The following is a 19,417-nucleotide window of genomic DNA, read 5'->3' as shown; positions in this document are numbered from 1 at the left end:
GATGGCGGCGACCACCGCAGGGTGGCAATGGCCCAGGTTGAGGACGCCGATGCCGCCGACGAAGTCGATGTATTGGTTACCTTGCGAGTCCCAGACCAGGGCGTTGCGTCCGTGGCTCAGGGTGATCGGGTGGACGATCGACAGCGAGCTGCTGATGGGCGACGGCTTCATGCCCGAGCCGCCTCGCCAGCCGCGGCGGACATCCGCGGGTCCGGCGTCGATGCCGGAGCCGTGCGAGGGGCAGGGGCGGATGTTCCGGTTGCCTGATGCTCAGGCAGGGCAGGGGCGGGAAATGGCATCGCAGCATTCTCTTCGAATAGGGATTGCTCTCTATCAAAGCGAGGAATGCCGCTCGCTCACAAGCGAAAAAAACTTACTCGATCATTCCTAATATTCAGGACCTCGGGTTAGGCACTAGTGTCACGACAACGTCGAAGTGTCGGCTACTCGCGGTCTTACCCTGTGCCGCGATCCCTGTAGGGCGGGTTAGGCGCACGCTGCCGATAGCGATGAACCAGCAAGATCCGTTGCGCCGTAACCCGCCATCGGCGCAACCCGTTATATCGCTTGGTGGGTTACGCGGCGCGCCACGATGGCGGTGTCTGATCGTTCGGGGGTTGGCGCCGCTAACCTGCGCGGCCCGACCCACCCTACAAGTGATCCGGGCGACACTGGTTTTTCCCTTGCGCCTTCTCGAGGATCCAGTCGACGAAGCTTCTCACCTTCGGAATGTCCAGGGACTGCTCCGCATGGGCCATGAAGTGGGAGCCCTGGCTCGCCTTGTGGTGCTGCCAGGGGATCACCAGTTTGCCTTCGGCGAGTTCGTCCTCGACCAGGAAGCGTGGCACCAGGGCGACTCCGCAGCCGGATTGGGCCGCACCGATGCACATGTAGAAGGTATCGAAGCGCGGGCCATGGTAGCTGCGATCCGTGTTGATCCCTTGTTCGTCGAACCACTCGTGCCAGGCCTCCGGTCGCGAGGTGCACTGCAGCAGCACCAGGTCGGCCAGCTCCCCCGCGCTGGCAAAGGGCTGGTCGGCCAGTATCCCGGGCGCACAGACCGCCACCACGTCTTCGCCAAACAGTTCGATACAGGTCGCGCCAGGCCAGGATCCCTGGCCGTAGAAGAAGGCAACATCGGCCTTGTCCTGCACCAGGTCGAAGGGCTCCAGCTCATTCCTGATATCGAGGTGGATGTTGGGATAGCGCTTGGAAAACCCCTTGAGGTTGGGGATCAGCCAGCGGGTCCCGAAGGTGGGCTGGGTGGCCACCCTGAGCACTTCGGTCTCGCCGCCGTAGGACAGGATGTAGCGGCTGGAGATATCGACCTGGGTCAGGATCTTGTTGACCTCCGCCTGGTACAGCTCGCCCGCCGGGGTCAGCCGCAGGCGTCGCCGCACCCGATGGAACAGCAGGTGCTGGAGCATCTCCTCGAGCTGGGCGACCTGCTTGCTCACCGCGCTCTGGGTCAGATGCAGCTCTTCTGCCGCGCGGGTGAAGCTCATGTGCCTGGCGGCCGCCTCGAAGCATTGCAGGGCGGTCATGGTGGGGAGTAAGCGTTTGGACATGGCGAACTCTGCTGCGGGCTTGAGAGATTTCATTCTTCAGGGGAATGATGTGGTGCGTAAAGGTCGTTTGTCCACCAAGTGGATTCGGCTTGATACTGATTTCCGTCAACGAATTCAGGAGAAGAACATGGTCGATGAGCTGCTCAAAAACCTTGGTGTCAGCGCCAGTGCATACCAAGGGGGCAACCATAGCGTGCATACCCCGATCGACGGCAGCCAGATCGCGTCCGTCACCCTGGAAAGCCCGGCCGCAGTGCCCGCCAAGGTTGCAGCGGCCCATCAGGCATTCCTGGCGTGGCGTGATGTGCCCGCCCCGCGGCGCGGCGAGCTGGTGCGCCTGTTTGGCGAAGTGCTGCGTCAGCACAAGGCCCAACTGGGCGAGCTGGTCTCGATCGAGGCCGGCAAGATCACCCAGGAAGGCCTGGGCGAAGTGCAGGAAATGATCGACATCTGCGACTTCGCCGTCGGCCTGTCGCGCCAGCTCTACGGCCTGACCATCGCCTCCGAGCGCCCCGGCCACCATATGCGGGAAACCTGGCATCCGCTGGGCGTGGTGGGGGTCATCAGCGCCTTCAATTTCCCTGTCGCGGTCTGGGCCTGGAACACCGCCCTGGCCCTGGTCTGCGGCAATGCCGTGATCTGGAAACCGTCGGAGAAAACCCCGCTCACCGCCCTGGCGTGTCAGGCCCTGTTCGAGGTGGCCTTGCAGCAGTTCGGCGATGCCCCGAATGGCTTGAGCCAGTTGCTCATCGGTGATCGCGAGGCGGGTGAGGCGCTGGTCGAGGATCCGCGCGTGCCGCTGGTCAGCGCCACCGGCAGCACCCGCATGGGCCGCGAGGTCGGGCCTCGCGTCGCGGCCCGTTTCGGTCGCAGCATCCTCGAGCTGGGCGGCAACAACGCGATGATTCTGACCCCCAGTGCCGATCTCGATCTGGCCGTGCGCGGCATCCTGTTCAGTGCCGTCGGCACGGCGGGGCAGCGTTGTACCAGCCTGCGGCGCCTGATCGTGCATCGCTCGGTGCAGGACGAAGTCGTGGCCCGGGTCAAGGCCGCCTACGCCAAGGTGCGCATCGGCGACCCGCGCCAGGACAACCTGGTCGGCCCGCTGATGGACCAGCAGGCATTCCGCTCGATGCAGGACGCACTGGTCAAGGCGCGCGATGAGGGCGGCACGGTGTTTGGCGGCGAGCGCCAGCTGCAGGAGCAGTTCCCGAATGCGTACTACGTCGCCCCGGCAATCGTCGAGATGCCCGGCCAGACCGATGTCGTGCGTCACGAGACCTTCGCGCCGATCCTCTATGTCCTCGCCTACGATGACTTCGAGCAAGCGCTGCGGCTGAACAACGAAGTGCCGCAGGGCCTGTCGTCCTGCATCTTCACCACCGATGTGCGCGAGGCCGAGCGCTTCCAGGGTGCATCCGGGAGCGATTGCGGCATCGCCAACGTCAACATCGGCACCAGTGGCGCCGAGATCGGTGGCGCCTTCGGTGGCGAGAAGGAAACCGGCGGCGGTCGCGAATCCGGGTCCGACGCCTGGAGGGCCTACATGCGTCGCCAGACCAATACCATCAACTACTCCCGCGAACTCCCCCTGGCGCAGGGCATCGTGTTCGATTGATCACGTGCTTGCCCATGCCCGGCATCAGATGCCCGGCATGGGGCTTTTCGGGGAGGCTCCTGCTCTTCGTTGTGCAAGAGCTTCCCGCCTCGCGTACTCCTTACCGCGCCGGCCATGTCCATGGCCATCGCTGCGTGCCTGCAATTTCAGCAAACGCTGCTGTTTGAAGAGGTGGGTTTCATGAGTGGTTTTGCTCAAGCGTGTCTCTGGGAGAAGGTGACGCCCACGCAGGTCGAATCCGTTGCCCTGGCCAGTCAGGTCAAGTTCGACGTCTGCGTCATCGGTGGCGGCATCACCGGCCTGTGCGCGGCTCTGCACCTCTTGGAGCAGGGCAAGACGGTGTGCGTGCTCGAGGCGCATCGGGTCGGCCACGGCGGCTCCGGACGCAACGTCGGCCTGGTCAATGCCGGCACCTGGATCAAGCCCGATGACGTCGAGTCGACGCTGGGTAAGCCGCGCGGCAGCCGTCTGAACGAGGTGCTGGGGCAGGCACCGGCCGAGGTGTTCGCGCTGATCCGGCGCTACGCCATCGACTGCCAGGCGCGTAACGACGGCACCCTGCATATGGCGCACAACGCCGCGGGTCTGGCAGACCTCGAGGCGCGTGAAGAGCAGTGGCGCCGGCGCGGGGCGGATGTCGAGCTGCTGACCGGCGCGGTCTGCGAAGACTATTGCGGGACAGACAAGATCAGCGCAGCCCTGCTCGATCACCGGGCGGGCACGATCAACCCGATGGGCTACACGGTGGGGCTGGCATTGGCGGTCACCCGCTTGGGCGGGACTATCTACCAGCACTCGCCGGTGCAAGACCTCAATCGCCAGGGCGACGCCTGGCTGGTGCGCACCGAGCGCGGCGCCGTGGCCGCAGAGAAGGTGGTCATTTCGACCGGGGCGTACACAGAGGGCGAGTGGACCGAGCTGCGCCGCAACTATTTTCGCGGTTACTTCCTTCAGGTGGCCTCGGCGCCTCTGCACGGCAGCGCCGCAGAGAAAATCCTCCCGCATGGCCAAGGCTCCTGGGACACCAGAACCGTGCTGAGCAGCATTCGCCGCGACGCCGAGGGTCGGCTGGTGCTGGGCAGCCTCGGCAAGGCCAGCAATAAGCCGGACTGGTTCATCCGCCGCTGGGCGGATCGCATCCAGGGCCACTATTTTCCCGAGCTCGGCAAGGTCGAGTGGGAGCTGCATTGGACCGGCTGCATCGATTTCACCCCGGATCATCTGATGCGCCTCTTCGAACCTGCGCCGGGAATCGTTGCGGTAACCGGCTATAACGGCCGCGGCAATACCACCGGGACTGTAATAGGCAGGGCGTTTGCGCAGTTCCTGCTGAACGACGACCCGGACAGGCTGCCCATCCCGTTCACTCAGATGAAGGCCTTGCATACGGCGGGTTTGCGAAGTTGTGCCTATGAGGCGGGGTTCTCGCTGTATCACGCGGGTCAGTGCTTGAGGGTGATTCTGTAGCCTGAATTAATTACACGAGCATGGCGGGCCCTCCGGTACACGCCAGGCGTTTAGCCGACATTTCAACCGTGTCGTGTCACCAGCGGGCGGGGCATGCGGTCGCTGGTTCGCCAGGCGCGGCGGCGAACGGAAAATGCGCTGTTGGCCGGGTGGTTGGTTCGGCACCGGCCGTTTCGGGTTAGACTTGCGGACTTTTCGCCTAGCCAAGAAGCCCGTCCATGGCCCTGCCTTCCACGACCTACAAGATCGAGCTGAACCTCACCGATATCGACCGCAGCGTCTATGAGCACCTGCGTTTCACCGTGGCCAAGCACCCCTCGGAAACCGAAGAGCGCCTGGCCGCGCGGCTGATCGGCTACGCGCTGTTCTATCATGAGCACCTGGCATTCGGCCGCGGCCTGTCGGACGTGGACGAGCCGGCGCTGTGGGAGAAGAGCCTGGACGACCGCGTGCTGCACTGGATCGAAGTCGGCCAGCCGGACAGCGACCGCATCACCTGGTGCTCGCGGCGCACCGAGAAGTTCAGCCTGGTGGCCTACGGCAATCTGCGCGTCTGGCAGACCAAGGTGCTCGCCCCGGTGCGCAGCCTGAAGAACATCAATGTGGTGGCCCTGGACCAGGACGCCCTGGCGAGCCTGGCCCTGGACATGCCGCGCGCGCTGAACTGGAGCGTGATGATCAGCGACGGCGAGCTGTTCGTCACCGACGAGCGCGGCCAGCACGAAGTGCCGATCGAGTGGCTGATCGGCGAACGCTGAGCCTTCCTGTAGGAGCCAGGCGTCCCCTGGCTCCTGCACCGGCAGCGTAGGGCGGGTGCAAGCCGCCAAGCAAGGAACCCGGCGGGTTGCACCCGCCCTACACGACAAAGAATAAATATGCGCATCGAAGCCCGCCCGCTACCCGCCATCCTGCCCGATCTGGGTAATCTGCCACCGTTGTTGACCCGTCTGTATGCCGCCCGTGGCGTGCAGTCGCAGGTCGAGCTGGACAAGGGCCTGGCGCGCCTGCTGCCCTATCAGCAGCTCAAGGGCATCGAGGCGGCGGTCGAACTGCTGGTGCAGGCCCTGGAGCAGGGCCAGCGCATGCTGATCGTCGGCGACTTCGACGCCGATGGCGCCACCGCCAGCACGGTCGGCATGCTCGGTCTGCGCATGCTCGGCGCGGCCCATGTCGACTACCTGGTGCCGAACCGTTTCGAGTACGGCTACGGCCTGACCCCGGAAATCGTCGCGGTGGCGCTCGAGCGCCAGCCGCAGTTGCTGATCACCGTGGACAACGGCATCTCCAGCGTCGAGGGCGTGGCGGCGGCCAAGGCGGCGGGACTGATGGTGCTGGTCACCGATCACCACCTGCCGGGGGCCGAGCTGCCGGCGGCGGACGCCATCGTCAATCCCAACCAGCAGGGCTGCGAGTTCCCGAGCAAGGCCATGGCCGGGGTCGGGGTGATCTTCTATGTGCTGCTGGCGCTGCGTGCGCGCTTGCGCGAGCTGAACTGGTTCAATCCGCAGCGGCCGCAACCGAACCTGGCCGAGCTGCTCGACCTGGTGGCCCTGGGCAGCGTCGCCGACGTGGTGCCGCTGGACGCCAACAACCGCATCCTGGTCCATCAGGGCCTGGCGCGGATTCGTGCCGGGCGCGCGCGGCCGGGCCTGCGCGCGATTCTCGAGGTGGCCGGACGGCAGCCGGAACGCATCACCTCCACCGACCTGGGCTTTATCCTCGGCCCGCGCCTGAATGCGGCCGGGCGCCTGGACGACATGAGCCTGGGGATCGAATGCCTGCTTTGTGAAGATGAAGCCCAGGCCCGCGACATGGCGGTGGAGCTGGATCAGCTCAACCAGGACCGCAAGGCCATCGAACAGGGCATGCAGCGCGAGGCCCTGGCCCAGCTCAAGGACCTGCCGCTGGAAGACATGCCGTTCGGCCTGTGCCTGTTCGAGGCGGATTGGCACCAGGGCGTGATCGGCATTCTCGCCTCGCGCATGAAGGAGCGTTACCACCGGCCGACCATCGCCTTCGCCGATGCCGGCGACGGCGTGCTCAAGGGCTCGGCGCGTTCGGTGCCGGGCTTTCATATCCGTGATGCCCTGGACGCCGTCGCGGCCAGGCATCCGCAGCTGATCAGCAAGTTCGGCGGGCATGCCATGGCGGCGGGGCTGTCCCTGCCCGAAGCCAACTTCGGAGCCTTTGCCGCCGCCTTCGATGCCGAAGTACGGCGCCAGCTGTGCGAAGACGACCTGACCGGGCGTCTGCTCTCCGATGGCGCCCTGTCGGTCGAAGAGTTTCACCTGCCCCTGGCCCAGGAACTGCGCAATGCCGGGCCCTGGGGCCAGCACTTCCCCGAGCCGCTGTTCCATGGCGTGTTCCAGGTGGTGCAGCAGCGCCTGGTCGGCGACAAGCACCTCAAGCTGGTGCTGAAGACCGAGTGCGGCGGGCAGACCCTGGACGGCATCGCCTTCAACATCGACCGCGAGGTCTGGCCCAATCCCACCGTGCGCTGGGTCGAACTGGCCTACAAGCTGGACGTCAACGAGTACCGCGGCCGGGAAAGCGTGCAACTGATGGTGGCGCACCTGGCGCCACGCTGAGGTGTCGCCCGGTAATCGACGGTGCACTGCCTGCGGGTAGGGCGGCTTCGGAGCGAAGCGACAACCCGCCAGCTTTTGTACCGCGTCGCTGAACCCTGGTGCACTGCCTGCGGCGAGTGACACCCTACAGGTCGCGGATTGCTCGAGGTAACGGGGCGGCGGGTAGGGCGGCTTCGGAGCGCAGCGACAACCCGCCAGCTTTTGTACCGCGTCGCTGAACCCTGGTGCACTGCCTGCGGCGAGTGACACCCTACAGGTCGCGGATTGCTCGAGGTAATGGGGCGGAGCGTAGGGCGGCTTCGGAGCGCAGCGACAACCCGCCAGCTTTTGCGTCGCGTCGCTGAGTGTAGTGGTCAGCCCTGGTTGGCCTGCTGGCGCTGCTCATCGGCGAGGACACGTTCGCTGACATCGCTCCAGCGCGAGAGCAGTTGCGGCGGTTGCGCGGACTTCTGCTGCGGCGCCTTGGCCAGGAAGATCCCGTGGTTGTTGAAGGCATACACCGGCAGCAGGTCGCGGCGTTCCGCCGCCGGCTTGATCCGCGGCTCGAGGTTGTCGAGGATCAGTGGCTGGCCCGTCTGGCTCGGGTAGTAGGCCAAGACCATGTGCGCCTGATTGAGCGACAGGGCCTTGACGAAGGTCAGGCGCAGCTTCTCGCTGGGCACGCCCATCTGCACCAGGCTGAAATACTTGCCGATGGCGAAGTCTTCGCAATCGCCGCGGCCGCGCGACAGCGTCTCTAGCGGCGTCGCCCAGTAATCGTCCATGCCCCAGATTTGGCGATCCGTGCCATAGCTCACCGAGCGGTTGATGAAGTCGTTGATTGTCTGCAGTTTGCTTCGCTCGTCCAGGCTGACGCTCTGCTCGATCAGGCTGCGCCAGCTGGTCAGGCGGGCCTGCTCGATGGCCTGAGCCAGAGAGTTTTCAGGTCGCAGTTGGGCATTGCCGGGGGTGCAGGCCACGGCCAGCAGGATGGCCAGGGCCACGGTCAGGATGGGGTTGCGGGCGGCTGCAAATCGGGGCATGGAGGGCTGTCTGCGCTGGACTGTTGAGCTTTCCATAGCCTGAATCGAGTTTTACTCGTAGTGGCGTCATCCTACCGACGTCAATTAGTAAACGCATAGGGGCAGGGTGTGATGCAAAACACTATTTGTGGATTTTCCCCCGAATAACCGACCAACTGCAGGACGCCTGGCAGGATGCAGCAGCCCTGGGATGCGGCAACATCTCGATGCAATCGCTCCTGCGACAGGAGGAATCTAGCAATTAATCTGGCGGTCTCATTTGCACCTTTGGTACCCAGGAGACTTGTCGATGAATACCCGTGGTTTGCTCGATCAGCTACTCAAATCCGGCCAGGATCTGCTGCAAAACAAGGCTGGGCAAGGCCCCGGCAAGGGTTCCGCCGCCGCCGGTGGTGTGTTGTCAGGTGGTGCTGGCGGCGGTCTGGGCAGTCTGCTTTCCGGTGCGGGTGGCGGCGCTTTGGCTGGCGGTGCCATGGCTTTGCTGCTGGGCAACAAGAGTGCCCGCAAGTTGGGCGGCAAGGCGCTGACCTATGGCGGCCTGGCCGCACTCGGGGTGATCGCCTACAAGGCCTATGGCAACTGGCAGACGCAGCAGGCGCAAGCGCCGCAAGGCGAACCGCAAACCCTCGATCGATTGCCGGCGCCGCAGGCCGAGGTGCATAGCCAGGGCATTCTCAAGGCGCTGGTGGCCGCTGCCAAGGCGGATGGCCATGTCGATGCGCGTGAGCGCCAGCTCATCGAAGGCGAGCTGGTCAAGTTGACCAATGACGCCGAACTGCAGCGCTGGCTCGAGGCCGAACTGAACAAACCGCTGGATCCGGCCGAGGTGGCGCGCGCGGCGACCAGCCTGGAAATGGCCGCCGAGATGTATATCGCCAGCGTACTGATGGTCGATGAGGAGCACTTCATGGAGCGCGCCTACCTGGAGGAACTGGCCCGTCAGCTCAAGCTCGACCCGGCGCTGAAAAGTGAGCTGGAAGCCCAGGTGCGCGTGGAGCTGAACGCCGGCTGAAAATCGGGCTACGGGCATGGAGGCGCTGACCCGATTCACCGCCGCGCGCTCCGAACAGGTTGCTGTGCGTCGGAGTGGCCGGGCGGCGTTCCGCTTTAGCCGCGAAGCTTTGGCTGTGCCGCGAAGAATTCGCGGCTGAAGCCGCTCCTACGAGGTATGCGCTCGGCCGTAGGGTGGATGACGCCTTTTTCATCCGCCATCGTTGTCGGTGGATGGGTAAAGCGTCATCCACCCTACGCTGTCGCGAGTCTTGCACGGGAACATAGGCTCTACGGGCCCTGTCGCCATTCACCGCGTCCATCTCAGACCAAAAGATCATGCCGCTCGGCTGCCGGGCGGCTAGGCTGTTGTCCATTCCAACAGCAATGGCTACAGCGAGGGCACCGATGCAGCAACTTGAGGACAGTTACGACTACCTGATCGTCGGTGCCGGCCCGGCCGGCTGCCTGCTGGCCAATCGCCTGTCCGCCGATCCGGCGGTGCGGGTGTTGCTGCTGGAGGCCGGTGGGCGTGACAGCTATCCGTGGATTCATATTCCGGTCGGCTACCTGTATTGCATCGGCAACCCGCGCACCGACTGGTGCTATTCCACCGAGGCCGAGCCCGGCCTGAACGGCCGTGCGCTGAACTACCCGCGTGGCCGGGTGCTGGGTGGCAGCTCGTCGATCAACGGCATGATCTACATGCGCGGCCAGGCCCGCGACTACGATGCTTGGGCGGCGGCCGGCAATCCCGGCTGGGCCTGGGACGATGTCCTGCCGCTGTTCAGGCGCACGGAGAACCATTTTGCCGGCAGCAGCGAGGTGCACGGAGCGGCGGGCGAGTGGCGGGTCGAGCGCCAGCGCCTGTCCTGGCAGGTGCTGGAGGCCTTCCGTCAGGCCGCCGGGCAGAGCGGCATCGCCAGCATCGAGGATTTCAACGCGGGCGATAACGAGGGCTGCAGCTATTTCCAGGTCAACCAGCGCCGCGGGGTGCGCTGGAATGCGGCGAAGGCCTTCCTCCGCGATATTCGCCAGCGCCCCAATCTGCGCGTCTTGACCGATGCCGAGGTGCAGCGGGTGCTGCTCGTCGAGGGCCGTGCCGAGGCGCTGAGTCTGCGCTGGCAGGGGCGCGAGCGGGTGATCCGGGCGCGCCGCGAGATCATCCTGTGTGCCGGCTCGATCGGCACGCCGGCCCTGCTGCAGCGCTCGGGCATTGGCCCGCGGCCGTTATTGCAGCGCCTGGGCATCGGCGTGCAGCACGAGCTGGCCGGCGTGGGCGAGAACCTGCAGGACCACCTGCAGCTGCGCCTGATCTACAAGGTCAGCGGCGTGCCGACCCTCAACCAGGTCGCCGGCAGCCTGTGGGGCAAGCTGGGCATGGGCCTGGAGTACCTGCTCAAGCGCAGCGGCCCGCTGGCCATGGCGCCGAGCCAGTTGGGCGCGTTCGCCCGTTCCAGTGCCGAACAGCCCTCGGCCAACCTGCAATATCACGTGCAGCCGCTGTCGCTGGAGCGTTTCGGCGAGCCGCTGCATGGCTTTCCGGCCTTCACCGCCTCGGTGTGCAACCTGCGCCCGCACAGCCGCGGCAAGGTCGAGATCCGTTCGCTGGAGGCTGCGCAGGCGCCGTTGATCCAGCCCAATTACCTGAGTGACGAACGCGACCTGCGGGTGGCCGCCGATGCCATCCGCCTGACCCGGCGCATCGTCGCCGCGCCGGCGCTGGCGGCGTTCAAGCCCGAGGAATACAAGCCGGGGCCGAGTTACCGGAGTGAGGAGGATCTGCAGCGGGCGGCGGGGGAGATCGGTACGACGATTTTCCACCCGGTCGGCACCTGCAAGATGGGCCAGGGGCGCGATGCGGTGGTCGATGCGCAACTGCGCGTGCACGGCGTGCCGGGGCTGCGCATCGCCGATGCCTCGGTGATGCCGAGCATCGTCTCAGGCAACACCTGTTCGCCGGTGCTGATGATCGCCGAGAAAGCCGCGCAGTTGATTCTCGAATCGCCGCACCGGTCGGAGCCGGCGGTCGCCCTGGCACCGTCGCAGGCCGAGGGCGTTGCCGGCTGAACGCCCGCTGGTCTGCCGCCCGGCCAATCACGGCCGCTTGCGGGCTGCCAGAGCCACCGTGATTACGGTATACTCGCCGGCTTTTCCGAAAGTTTCACCTGCGAGTGCCGCCAGCCATGGAAATCAACCCGATCCTGAACAGCATCAAGGACCTCTCCGAGCGCACCCAGACTATTCGGGGGTATCTTTGACTACGATCACAAGCATGATCGGCTGGTCGAAGTAAACCGCGAACTCGAAGACCCGAACGTCTGGAACAACCCCGAATACGCCCAGAACCTGGGGCGTGAGCGTGCCGCCCTGGCGTTGATCGTCGACACCATCGACGACCTCGACGGCAGCCTGGTCGACTCCCGCGACCTGCTGCAGATGGCCGCCGAAGAGGAAGACCAGGGCGCCGTCGACGATGTCGCGGCCGAGGTCGAGCGCCTGCGCGACATCCTCGAGAAGATGGAATTCCGCCGCATGTTCAGCGGCGAGATGGACGCCAACAACGCCTACCTGGACATCCAGGCCGGCTCCGGCGGCACCGAGGCCCAGGACTGGGCCAACATGCTGCTGCGCATGTACCTGCGCTGGGCCGACAAGCGCGGCTTCGATGCCACCATCATGGAGCTGTCCGCCGGCGAAGTCGCCGGGATCAAGGGCGCCACCGTGCATATCAAGGGCGAGTACGCCTTCGGCTGGCTGCGCACCGAGATCGGCGTGCACCGCCTGGTGCGCAAGAGCCCGTTCGACTCCGGCAACCGTCGCCACACCTCGTTCACCGCGGTGTTCGTCTCGCCGGAAATCGACGACAACATCGAGATCGAGATCAACCCGTCGGACCTGCGCATCGACACCTACCGCTCCTCCGGGGCCGGCGGTCAGCACGTCAACACCACCGACTCGGCGGTGCGGATTACCCACGTACCGAGCAACACCGTGGTCTGCTGCCAGAACGAACGCTCCCAGCACGCCAACAAAGACACCGCGATGAAGATGTTGCGCGCGCGCCTGTACGAGCAGGAAGTGCAGAAGCGCAACGCCGCCTCCCAGGTGCTGGAAGACAGCAAGTCGGATATCGGTTGGGGCCATCAGATTCGTTCCTACGTGCTCGACCAGTCGCGGATCAAGGATCTGCGCACCAACGTCGAGCGCAGCGACTGCGTCAACGTGCTCGACGGTGATATCGACGAGTACCTGGTGGCCAGCCTGAAACAGGGGCTGTAAACCCGAAACCCCAATCCTACCCAGATCGCACTACACGTCAGGCAGATAGAAAAGACCATGAGCGACCAACAACTCGACCACCACGAACTGCAACAGGAAGAAAACAAGCTGATCGCCCTGCGCAAGGAAAAACTTGCCGCCGCGCGTGAGCTGGGTAATGCCTTCCCGAACGACTTCCGCCGCGACAGCTACTGCGCGGACTTGCAGAAACAGTACGTCGACAGGACCAAGGAAGAGCTGGCCGAAGCCGCCATCCCGGTCAAGGTGGCCGGTCGCATCATGCTCAACCGCGGCGCCTTCATGGTCATCCAGGACATGAGCGGGCGCATCCAGGTCTACGTCAACCGCAAGACCCTGCCGGAAGAAAAACTCGCCGAGATCAAGCACTGGGACCTGGGCGACATCATCGCCGCCGTTGGCACCCTGGCGCGTTCCGGCAAGGGCGACCTGTACGTCGAGATGACCGACGTGCGCCTGCTGACCAAGTCGCTGCGCCCGCTGCCGGACAAGCACCACGGCCTGACCGACACCGAACAGCGCTACCGCCAGCGCTACGTCGACCTGATGGTCAACGAGGAGGTGCGCGAGACCTTCCGCGTGCGCTCCCAGGTGATCGCCCATATCCGCAGCTTCCTGATGCAGCGCGACTTCCTCGAAGTGGAAACGCCGATGCTGCAGAGCATCCCCGGCGGCGCGGCGGCCAAACCGTTCGAGACCCACCACAACGCCCTGGACATGCAGATGTTCCTGCGCATCGCCCCCGAGCTGTACCTCAAGCGCCTGGTGGTCGGCGGCTTCGAGCGGGTCTTCGAGATCAACCGCAACTTCCGTAACGAAGGCGTCTCGACCCGGCACAACCCCGAGTTCACCATGCTCGAGTTCTACCAGGCCTACGCTGACTACGAAGACATGATGGACCTGACCGAGGAGCTGTTCCGCGAGCTGGCGCAGCTGGTGCTGGGTTCCACCGACGTGCCCTACGGCGACAAGCTGTTCCACTTCGGCGAGCCCTTCGTGCGTCTGTCGGTGTTCGACTCGATCCTCGAATACAACCCGGAAATATCTGCTGCCGATCTGCAGGACATCGACAAGGCCCGCGCCATCGCCAAGCAGGCCGGCGCCAAGGTGCTGGGTTTCGAAGGCCTGGGCAAGCTGCAGGTAATGATTTTCGAGGAGCTGGTCGAGCACAAGCTGGAGCAGCCGCACTTCATCACCCAGTACCCGTTCGAAGTCTCGCCGCTGGCCCGGCGTAACGACCAGGACCCGAGCGTCACCGACCGCTTCGAGCTGTTTATCGGTGGCCGTGAAATCGCCAACGCCTATTCCGAGTTGAACGACGCGGAAGACCAGGCCGAACGTTTCCACGCCCAGGTGGCCGACAAGGACGCCGGCGACGACGAAGCCATGCATTTCGACGCCGATTTCGTCCGCGCCCTGGAATACGGCATGCCGCCGACTGCCGGCGAAGGCATCGGCATCGACCGCCTGGTGATGCTGCTGACCAATGCGCCGTCGATCCGCGACGTGATCCTCTTCCCGCACATGCGCCCGCAGGCATGACCCCAAGCCGCCCTCGGGCGGCTTTTTGTTGTCTGGCGGCGGATTTATTCTGCGCAATACTGCCTAACAGGGTATATCGCTGTTTTTAGTGTGCGCGAGGACTGTCCAGCCGTGAGCTCCACTTCCACCCCAGATAACGCCACAAGTGTGGCCAATGCCGTTGCCCTGAGTGTCCAGTACCGGGGGCGCAAGGCCAGCCGCAAGGGCAGCGAGCAGCGGCGTCAGGCGATTCTCGATGCGGCCTTGGCCATCATCGTGCGCGACGGCGTGCGTGCCGTGCGCCATCGCGCGGTAGCCGCCGCAGCCGGGGTGCCGCTGTCTGCCACCACCTATTACTTCAAGGATATCGATGACCTGATCACCGATACCTTCGCCCTGTTCGTCGAGCGCAGCGCCGCCTACATGGCCAAATTCTGGAGCAGCACCCAGAGCCAGTTGCAGGCGTTGGTCGGCGCGCTCGACGGCAGCGTGCAGGCACGCCAGCAAGTGGCCGACGAGATCGCCCACCTGGCGCTGGAGTATGTGCGCGATCAACTGCTCAACCGTCGCGAGCATCTGCTCGCCGAACAGGCCCTCGAGCAGGAAGCCTTGCTCAATCCGCGTTTGCACGAACTGGTGCGGGCCCACCGGCAGATTCTCTTGCAGGGCGTCAGCCAGTTTTGCCAGGTGCTGGGTTCGCGACAGCCGGAGCAGGATGCCAAGCTGTTGACGGCGATTATCGGCTGGATGGAGTATCAGGGCCTGCTCGATGGGGTCGAGCAATTGGAGAATGACGACATGTTGGCCATTCTCAAACGTTATATGCATGTAGTGTTGGCGCTCTGAGTCGTGCGAGGCCACCTGCGGGCGCCTCGAGGGATACCTGCCGGCGCGGTCGAACCGTATTCACAAGGAGAGCGAAATGAAAGGCGATGTATCCGTTACCTGTGACATCACTGCTAGCAGGCTGTTGAAAAACTACCTGCGTTGGCCCCTTTTGATAAAAGAAAGGGGCGTTAAAAACGGCATTGCCTGCCTCGCCTACGTTTTTCAACGGCCTGTTAGTGCATTTGCAGGCGCGCAGAGGACACCTGGCTTTTATCCCGATCCCGCGAATTTCATGGCTCATACGCAGCGCCGCCCGGTCGCGCCTGCTGATAGCGCCTTACGCTCAGGCCTGTTGGCGTCAGTCAATGGGTACCTGGCCAAATGAACGCCTGGCGCGCAGTGATCGCCTTGTCCTGCCTGCTGTTGAACGGCTGTCTGGTGACCTTCAACGAGCCGATCCCGGCCAACGAGGCGGCGCCCATCCCGTTGCTCGGCGAATGGTCGCGCAAGGACGAATGGGGCGAGTGGCGTTACCTGGATATCACCCGTGCCGGCCCCAGCCTCTACGAGGCGAGAGCCTACGAGGGCAGCCCGGACAACCTCGAGAGCCTGGAAAAGTATGGCTTCACCGTGGCCCATCATGGCCGGCGCTGGTACCTGTCGGCCGGTCTGCCGGAAAGCCTGGGCGGCAACTTCGCCATCGCCGGCTTCGAGCTGACCAGCGACAATGAGCTGGTGATCTACAACCTCGATGTCGATCGCGTCTTGCAGGAACTCGAGGCGGGCCGGATGCAAGGCAAGCCCGTCGATACGCCGCAGGGTGCGGGGGTATTGATCAGCAGCCCGCTGGACGTGGTATTCGCCTACCTCGATGACCAGGCCAATTCGGATGTCTTTATCGAGGTCGCGCGCTATCAGCGTGTCGGTCCATAGTTATTGTCAGCAACCATGAGGGAACGATGACCAGTCACAGCGGGTTGGACGACTATCAACTGATCGTGCGGGCGTTATCCGAGCGGATCGTCGAGGCGCAGATCCCGATTCGCATCCTGGATGCGGTGAAGTGGGACGACAGTGTTCGCGAGGGCTTTCTCAAGGCCAAGGGCAAGGCGCTGCCGGCGGTCGATCAGGCCTACTACCTGAGCCGGCCACTGGGCTTCGACTCCAGCGCGAAAAAGCTCGAGTTCCAGAACATCGAGCGCGATGTCACCCGCCAGCTCGGTCAGTTCAACCCGGTCGGGCAGATCATGCGGCGCATGTGCCGCGAATACCGCATGGTCATCCGCATGCTCGAGGCGCGCGGCACCACCGACTTCGGCCTGATCTCCCAGGATCTCTACGGCGCCGCCTCCGATGCCTTCCACGCCGGCGACCCGACCCTGGCCGACCTGGGCCTGATGCTCTCCGACTACCTGAACAACATCGCCGACCGCGGCGACCTCAAGGACGAGGCGAAAACCCTCGATGCCACGACCGCGGTAAACCTGCTGCAGAGCCGCCTGAACAAGGTGTTCGGCGAAGCGGAGAGCACCATCCGGGTGTTCGAGTCCGACGGCATTCTCGCCGATGCGGCGGCGGGTGCCGACTACATCAAGATTCGCAGCGACGCGATGTTCAACGAGCGCGACGTGCGGGCCCTGGAAGTGCACGAGGGGCTGGTGCATGTCGGCACCACCCTGAATGGCTTGAACCAGCCTATCTGCACCTTCCTGTCCAAGGGGCCGCCATCCTCCACCGTGACCCAGGAAGGTCTGGCGATTCTGATGGAGGTCATCACCTTCGCCTCCTACCCGACCCGCCTGCGCAAACTCACCAACCGCACTCGCGCCATTCACATGGCCGAGGAGGGCGCGGATTTTCTCCAGGTGTTCGGCTTCTTCCGCGACCAGGGCTACAGCCTCGAGGATGGTTACAGCAACGCCAACCGGGTGTTCCGCGGCTCGGTGCCGCAAGGCCTGCCCTTCACCAAGGACCTGTCCTACCTCAAGGGCTTCATCATGATCTACAACTACATCCAGCTGGCCGTGCGCAAGGGCAAGCTGGAGCAGATCCCCTTGCTGTTCTGCGGCAAGACCACCCTGGAAGACATGCGCACCCTGCGCAAACTGGTGGACGAAGGCCTGGTGCAGCCGCCCAAGTACCTGCCGCAGCAGTTCCAGGATCTCAATGCCCTGTCGGCCTGGATGTGCTTCTCCAACTTCCTCAATCACCTGAGTCTCGACCGGATCGAAGCCGACTACTCGAATATCCTGTAAAGCTGCGCAAGATCTGCGGCATCGTAGGGTGGATGACGCTTTACCCATCCACCAACGACGATGGTGGATGAACAAGGCGTCAGCTACGCGCCCCGATCTACCCTGCACAGCTCACGTCGCCCGGGTGCAATCCGGGAAAGGTCCAGTTCGAACTGCCAGGAGTCCCGCATGCCCAGCCACCACCTCGACTACGAAATCCTCGGCGCCTCGGCGCAGAGTGTGGAAATCATCCTCGATCCCGGTGAGACGGTGATCGCCGAAGCCGGGGTGATGAATTACATGACCGAGGGTGTGCGCTTCGAAACGCGCATGGGCGATGGCGCGGCGAGCGGCGTTCTGGGCAAGTTGTGGAGTGTCGGCAAGCGCATGCTCACCGGCGAGTCGCTGTTCATGACGCACTTCTCCAACGCCGGCAAAACCCAGGCGCGGGTCGCCTTTGCCGCGCCCTATCCGGGCACCGTGGTGCCGATCCCGCTGGCCGAGCACGGCGGCAGCCTGATCTGCCAGAAGGACGCCTTTCTCTGCGCCGCCTACGGTACGGCTGTCGGTATCAGCTTCAACAAGCGCCTGGGCGCCGGTTTCTTCGGCGGCGAAGGCTTCATCCTGCAAAAGCTCGAAGGCGACGGCCTGGCCTTCGTGCACGCCGGCGGCACGGTGATCCGCAAGGAGCTGAACAACCAGACCCTGCGCCTCGACACCGGTTGCCTGGTGGCCTTCACCAGCGGTATCGATTACGACATCGCCCTGGCCGGCGGGCTGAAAAGCATGCTGTTCGGCGGCGAAGGCATCGTCCTCGCAACCCTCAAGGGCACGGGTACGGTCTGGGTACAGAGCCTGCCGTTCTCGCGCCTGGCCGAACGCGTCTATGAGGCGACCTTCAAGGCACGCGAGGAAGTGCGCGCCGGCGGTAAATGATGCGCGGCTGGCTGCTGCTGGGGTTGGCCATCTGGCTGCAAGGCTGCAGCGGGATGCTGTTCTACCCCGAGCGGGGCCTGCCGTACACCCCGGCACTGTTGCAGTTGGACTACCGCGATCTGCACCTGCGCGCGGCCGATGGCACCCGCCTGCATGCCTGGTGGCTGCCGGCCAAGGCCGGCGGCGCGCCCAAGGGCACGGTGCTGCATCTGCATGGCAACGGCGGCAACCTGGCCAGCCACCTCGGCGGCAGTTTCTGGCTGCCGGCCCAGGGCTATCAAGTGCTGCTGCTGGATTACCGCGGTTACGGCCTGTCCGAGGGCTCGCCGAGCCTGCCGGCGGTGTATCGGGATATCGACGCCGCCTTCGCCTGGCTGGAACAGGCGGGCGAGGTGCAGGGTCGGCCGCTGTTCGTTCTTGGTCAGAGCCTGGGTGGCGCCCTGGCCGCGCATTATCTGGCCGCGCAGCCGCAGCGGCGTGCAGGCTTGAGCGCGCTGATCCTCGATGGTGTGCCGGCCAGTTACCGTGAGGTCGCCCGCGATATCCTGCGTCGTACCTGGCTGAGCTGGCCACTGCAGGTGCCGTTGAGTCGGCTGGTGCCGGATGCCGATAGCGCCATCCATGCCATGCCGCGGCTCGAAGGGTTGCCGCTATTGATCTATCACAGTGTCGACGATCCGCTGGTGCCTCTTTCCAACGGCCTGCGCTTGTATCAAGCTGCGCGGCCGCCACGGGCGTTCCAGCCGACCCGCGGCGGCCATGTGCAGACCTTTGCCGACCCGGCCTGGCGGCAACTGATGCTGTTGTTCATGAGCGACCCGCGTGGTTTCGTCGAGCGGCATCCTTCGGCTGACATTTCCAACCTCGAGAATCCAGAATGAGCGAACTGAACCCCATCCCCCTGATCCTCACCGGCATCGCCAGCATCTGCGTCACTGTGGCCGCCCTCAGCTACTACGGCTACCTGCACATCGCCCAGCCGGAGGATGCCTTGCTGCTCTCCGACTACACCATGCTCAAGACCGTTCCCGGCGAGGACTACAAGGTCTCGCTCAAGCCGGCCAATCAGGTGGCACAGTGCATCGACGGCGTCGTGGTGCTGTTCGACCTGGAACAGAAAGGCCTCAGTGGTGTGCTGGTCGACCAGCGCAAGCGGGCCGTGCGCTGCGTGGCTGAAGGTGCACCGCTCGTGGAGTGACACCGGACCGGCTAGACCCCTGAGCGTCCCGGGCCGGGCCTGTGCGATTGCCCGTTTGCCGGGCCCGGTGATCCATTCAATTTCCGTCGCGTCTTGAAGAAATGCAGGGGTAAGCTACCCAGTGATTACCGCACCGAGGGATAAACC

General features: G+C 64.5%; 18 protein-coding genes. 15 read left to right on the top strand and 3 right to left on the bottom strand.

Annotation, left to right across the window (positions count from 1 at the left end; all coding sequences use genetic code 11):
- Nucleotides 1–171: aminotransferase class III-fold pyridoxal phosphate-dependent enzyme (locus ABZE94_RS05580; protein ID WP_372874539.1), on the bottom strand; the 171-nt coding region annotated here is incomplete at its 3' end.
- Nucleotides 172–650: 479 nt separating this feature from the next.
- Nucleotides 651–1,568, bottom strand: coding sequence for a LysR substrate-binding domain-containing protein (locus ABZE94_RS05575; protein ID WP_372874536.1), 918 nt, complete (start codon nucleotides 1,566–1,568; stop codon nucleotides 651–653).
- A gap of 127 nt (nucleotides 1,569–1,695) precedes the next feature.
- Between ABZE94_RS05575 and ABZE94_RS05570 the strand changes: the two genes are divergently transcribed.
- From ABZE94_RS05570 to recJ, 4 genes are all read left to right on the top strand, one after another.
- Nucleotides 1,696–3,186: an aldehyde dehydrogenase family protein gene (locus ABZE94_RS05570; protein WP_372874535.1), complete on the top strand. Its 1,491-nt coding sequence runs from the start codon at nucleotides 1,696–1,698 to the stop codon at nucleotides 3,184–3,186.
- Nucleotides 3,187–3,366: 180 nt separating this feature from the next.
- Entirely contained in the window at nucleotides 3,367–4,653 is a 1,287-nt protein-coding gene (locus tag ABZE94_RS05565; RefSeq protein ID WP_372874538.1) for an NAD(P)/FAD-dependent oxidoreductase, read from the top strand.
- Nucleotides 4,654–4,871: 218 nt separating this feature from the next.
- The gene (locus ABZE94_RS05560) at nucleotides 4,872–5,411 is read left to right on the top strand and encodes a YaeQ family protein (protein ID WP_372874534.1); all 540 of its coding nucleotides are present in this window, start codon (nucleotides 4,872–4,874) and stop codon (nucleotides 5,409–5,411) included.
- 117 nt (nucleotides 5,412–5,528) lie between these two features.
- On the top strand, nucleotides 5,529–7,241 hold the full coding sequence (gene recJ / locus ABZE94_RS05555) for a single-stranded-DNA-specific exonuclease RecJ (protein WP_372874533.1): 1,713 nt from the start codon (nucleotides 5,529–5,531) through the stop codon (nucleotides 7,239–7,241).
- 353 nt (nucleotides 7,242–7,594) lie between these two features.
- Here recJ and ABZE94_RS05550 read toward each other — a convergent pair whose 3' ends face one another.
- Entirely contained in the window at nucleotides 7,595–8,263 is a 669-nt protein-coding gene (locus ABZE94_RS05550; protein WP_372874532.1) for a transglutaminase-like cysteine peptidase, read from the bottom strand.
- Nucleotides 8,264–8,552: 289 nt separating this feature from the next.
- Here ABZE94_RS05550 and ABZE94_RS05545 point away from each other — a divergent pair, with 289 nt between their 5' ends.
- The 11 genes from ABZE94_RS05545 to ABZE94_RS05495 all read left to right on the top strand — a co-directional run bounded on the left by ABZE94_RS05545 (nucleotide 8,553) and on the right by ABZE94_RS05495 (nucleotide 19,270).
- On the top strand, nucleotides 8,553–9,275 hold the full coding sequence (locus ABZE94_RS05545) for a tellurite resistance TerB family protein (protein ID WP_372874531.1): 723 nt from the start codon (nucleotides 8,553–8,555) through the stop codon (nucleotides 9,273–9,275).
- Nucleotides 9,276–9,661: 386 nt separating this feature from the next.
- On the top strand, nucleotides 9,662–11,323 hold the full coding sequence (locus tag ABZE94_RS05540) for a GMC family oxidoreductase (protein ID WP_372874530.1): 1,662 nt from the start codon (nucleotides 9,662–9,664) through the stop codon (nucleotides 11,321–11,323).
- 116 nt (nucleotides 11,324–11,439) lie between these two features.
- A protein-coding gene (gene prfB, locus ABZE94_RS05535) for a peptide chain release factor 2 (RefSeq protein ID WP_372874529.1) occupies nucleotides 11,440–12,535 on the top strand; the annotation gives its coding sequence in 2 pieces (ribosomal slippage) (nucleotides 11,440–11,511 and nucleotides 11,513–12,535; 1,095 coding nt in all).
- A gap of 57 nt (nucleotides 12,536–12,592) precedes the next feature.
- A complete protein-coding gene (gene lysS, locus ABZE94_RS05530; protein ID WP_372874528.1) occupies nucleotides 12,593–14,095 on the top strand; it encodes a lysine--tRNA ligase in 1,503 nt (500 codons plus the stop codon).
- 111 nt (nucleotides 14,096–14,206) lie between these two features.
- Nucleotides 14,207–14,920, top strand: a complete 714-nt coding sequence (locus ABZE94_RS05525; protein ID WP_372874527.1) for a TetR/AcrR family transcriptional regulator — start codon at nucleotides 14,207–14,209, stop codon at nucleotides 14,918–14,920.
- A 76-nt stretch (nucleotides 14,921–14,996) separates the two neighbouring features.
- Nucleotides 14,997–15,287 carry a hypothetical protein gene (locus ABZE94_RS05520; protein ID WP_372874526.1) on the top strand — a complete coding sequence of 97 codons (291 nt, stop codon included), beginning with the start codon at nucleotides 14,997–14,999 and terminating at the stop codon, nucleotides 15,285–15,287.
- Nucleotides 15,284–15,835 (top strand): hypothetical protein, encoded by a 552-nt coding sequence (locus ABZE94_RS05515; protein WP_372874525.1) that lies wholly within the window; start codon nucleotides 15,284–15,286, stop codon nucleotides 15,833–15,835. The genes ABZE94_RS05520 and ABZE94_RS05515 overlap by 4 nt, the downstream gene beginning before the upstream one ends.
- 26 nt (nucleotides 15,836–15,861) lie before the next feature.
- A complete protein-coding gene (locus ABZE94_RS05510) occupies nucleotides 15,862–17,157 on the top strand; it encodes a flavohemoglobin expression-modulating QEGLA motif protein (protein ID WP_372874524.1) in 1,296 nt (431 codons plus the stop codon).
- Between the two features lie 168 nt (nucleotides 17,158–17,325).
- The gene (locus ABZE94_RS05505; RefSeq protein ID WP_372874523.1) at nucleotides 17,326–18,072 is read left to right on the top strand and encodes a TIGR00266 family protein; all 747 of its coding nucleotides are present in this window, start codon (nucleotides 17,326–17,328) and stop codon (nucleotides 18,070–18,072) included.
- Nucleotides 18,072–18,953 (top strand): alpha/beta hydrolase, encoded by an 882-nt coding sequence (locus tag ABZE94_RS05500; RefSeq protein ID WP_372874522.1) that lies wholly within the window; start codon nucleotides 18,072–18,074, stop codon nucleotides 18,951–18,953. The genes ABZE94_RS05505 and ABZE94_RS05500 overlap by 1 nt, the downstream gene beginning before the upstream one ends.
- Nucleotides 18,950–19,270, top strand: coding sequence for a hypothetical protein (locus ABZE94_RS05495; protein ID WP_372874521.1), 321 nt, complete (start codon nucleotides 18,950–18,952; stop codon nucleotides 19,268–19,270). The genes ABZE94_RS05500 and ABZE94_RS05495 overlap by 4 nt, the downstream gene beginning before the upstream one ends.
- The last annotated feature ends 147 nt before the right edge of the window (nucleotides 19,271–19,417 follow it).

Origin of the sequence: Pseudomonas sp. (assembly GCF_041601375.1) — a bacterium.
In the GTDB taxonomy this organism is placed as follows: domain Bacteria; phylum Pseudomonadota; class Gammaproteobacteria; order Pseudomonadales; family Pseudomonadaceae; genus Aquipseudomonas.
This window is presented reverse-complemented; position numbering and strand designations above follow the sequence as displayed.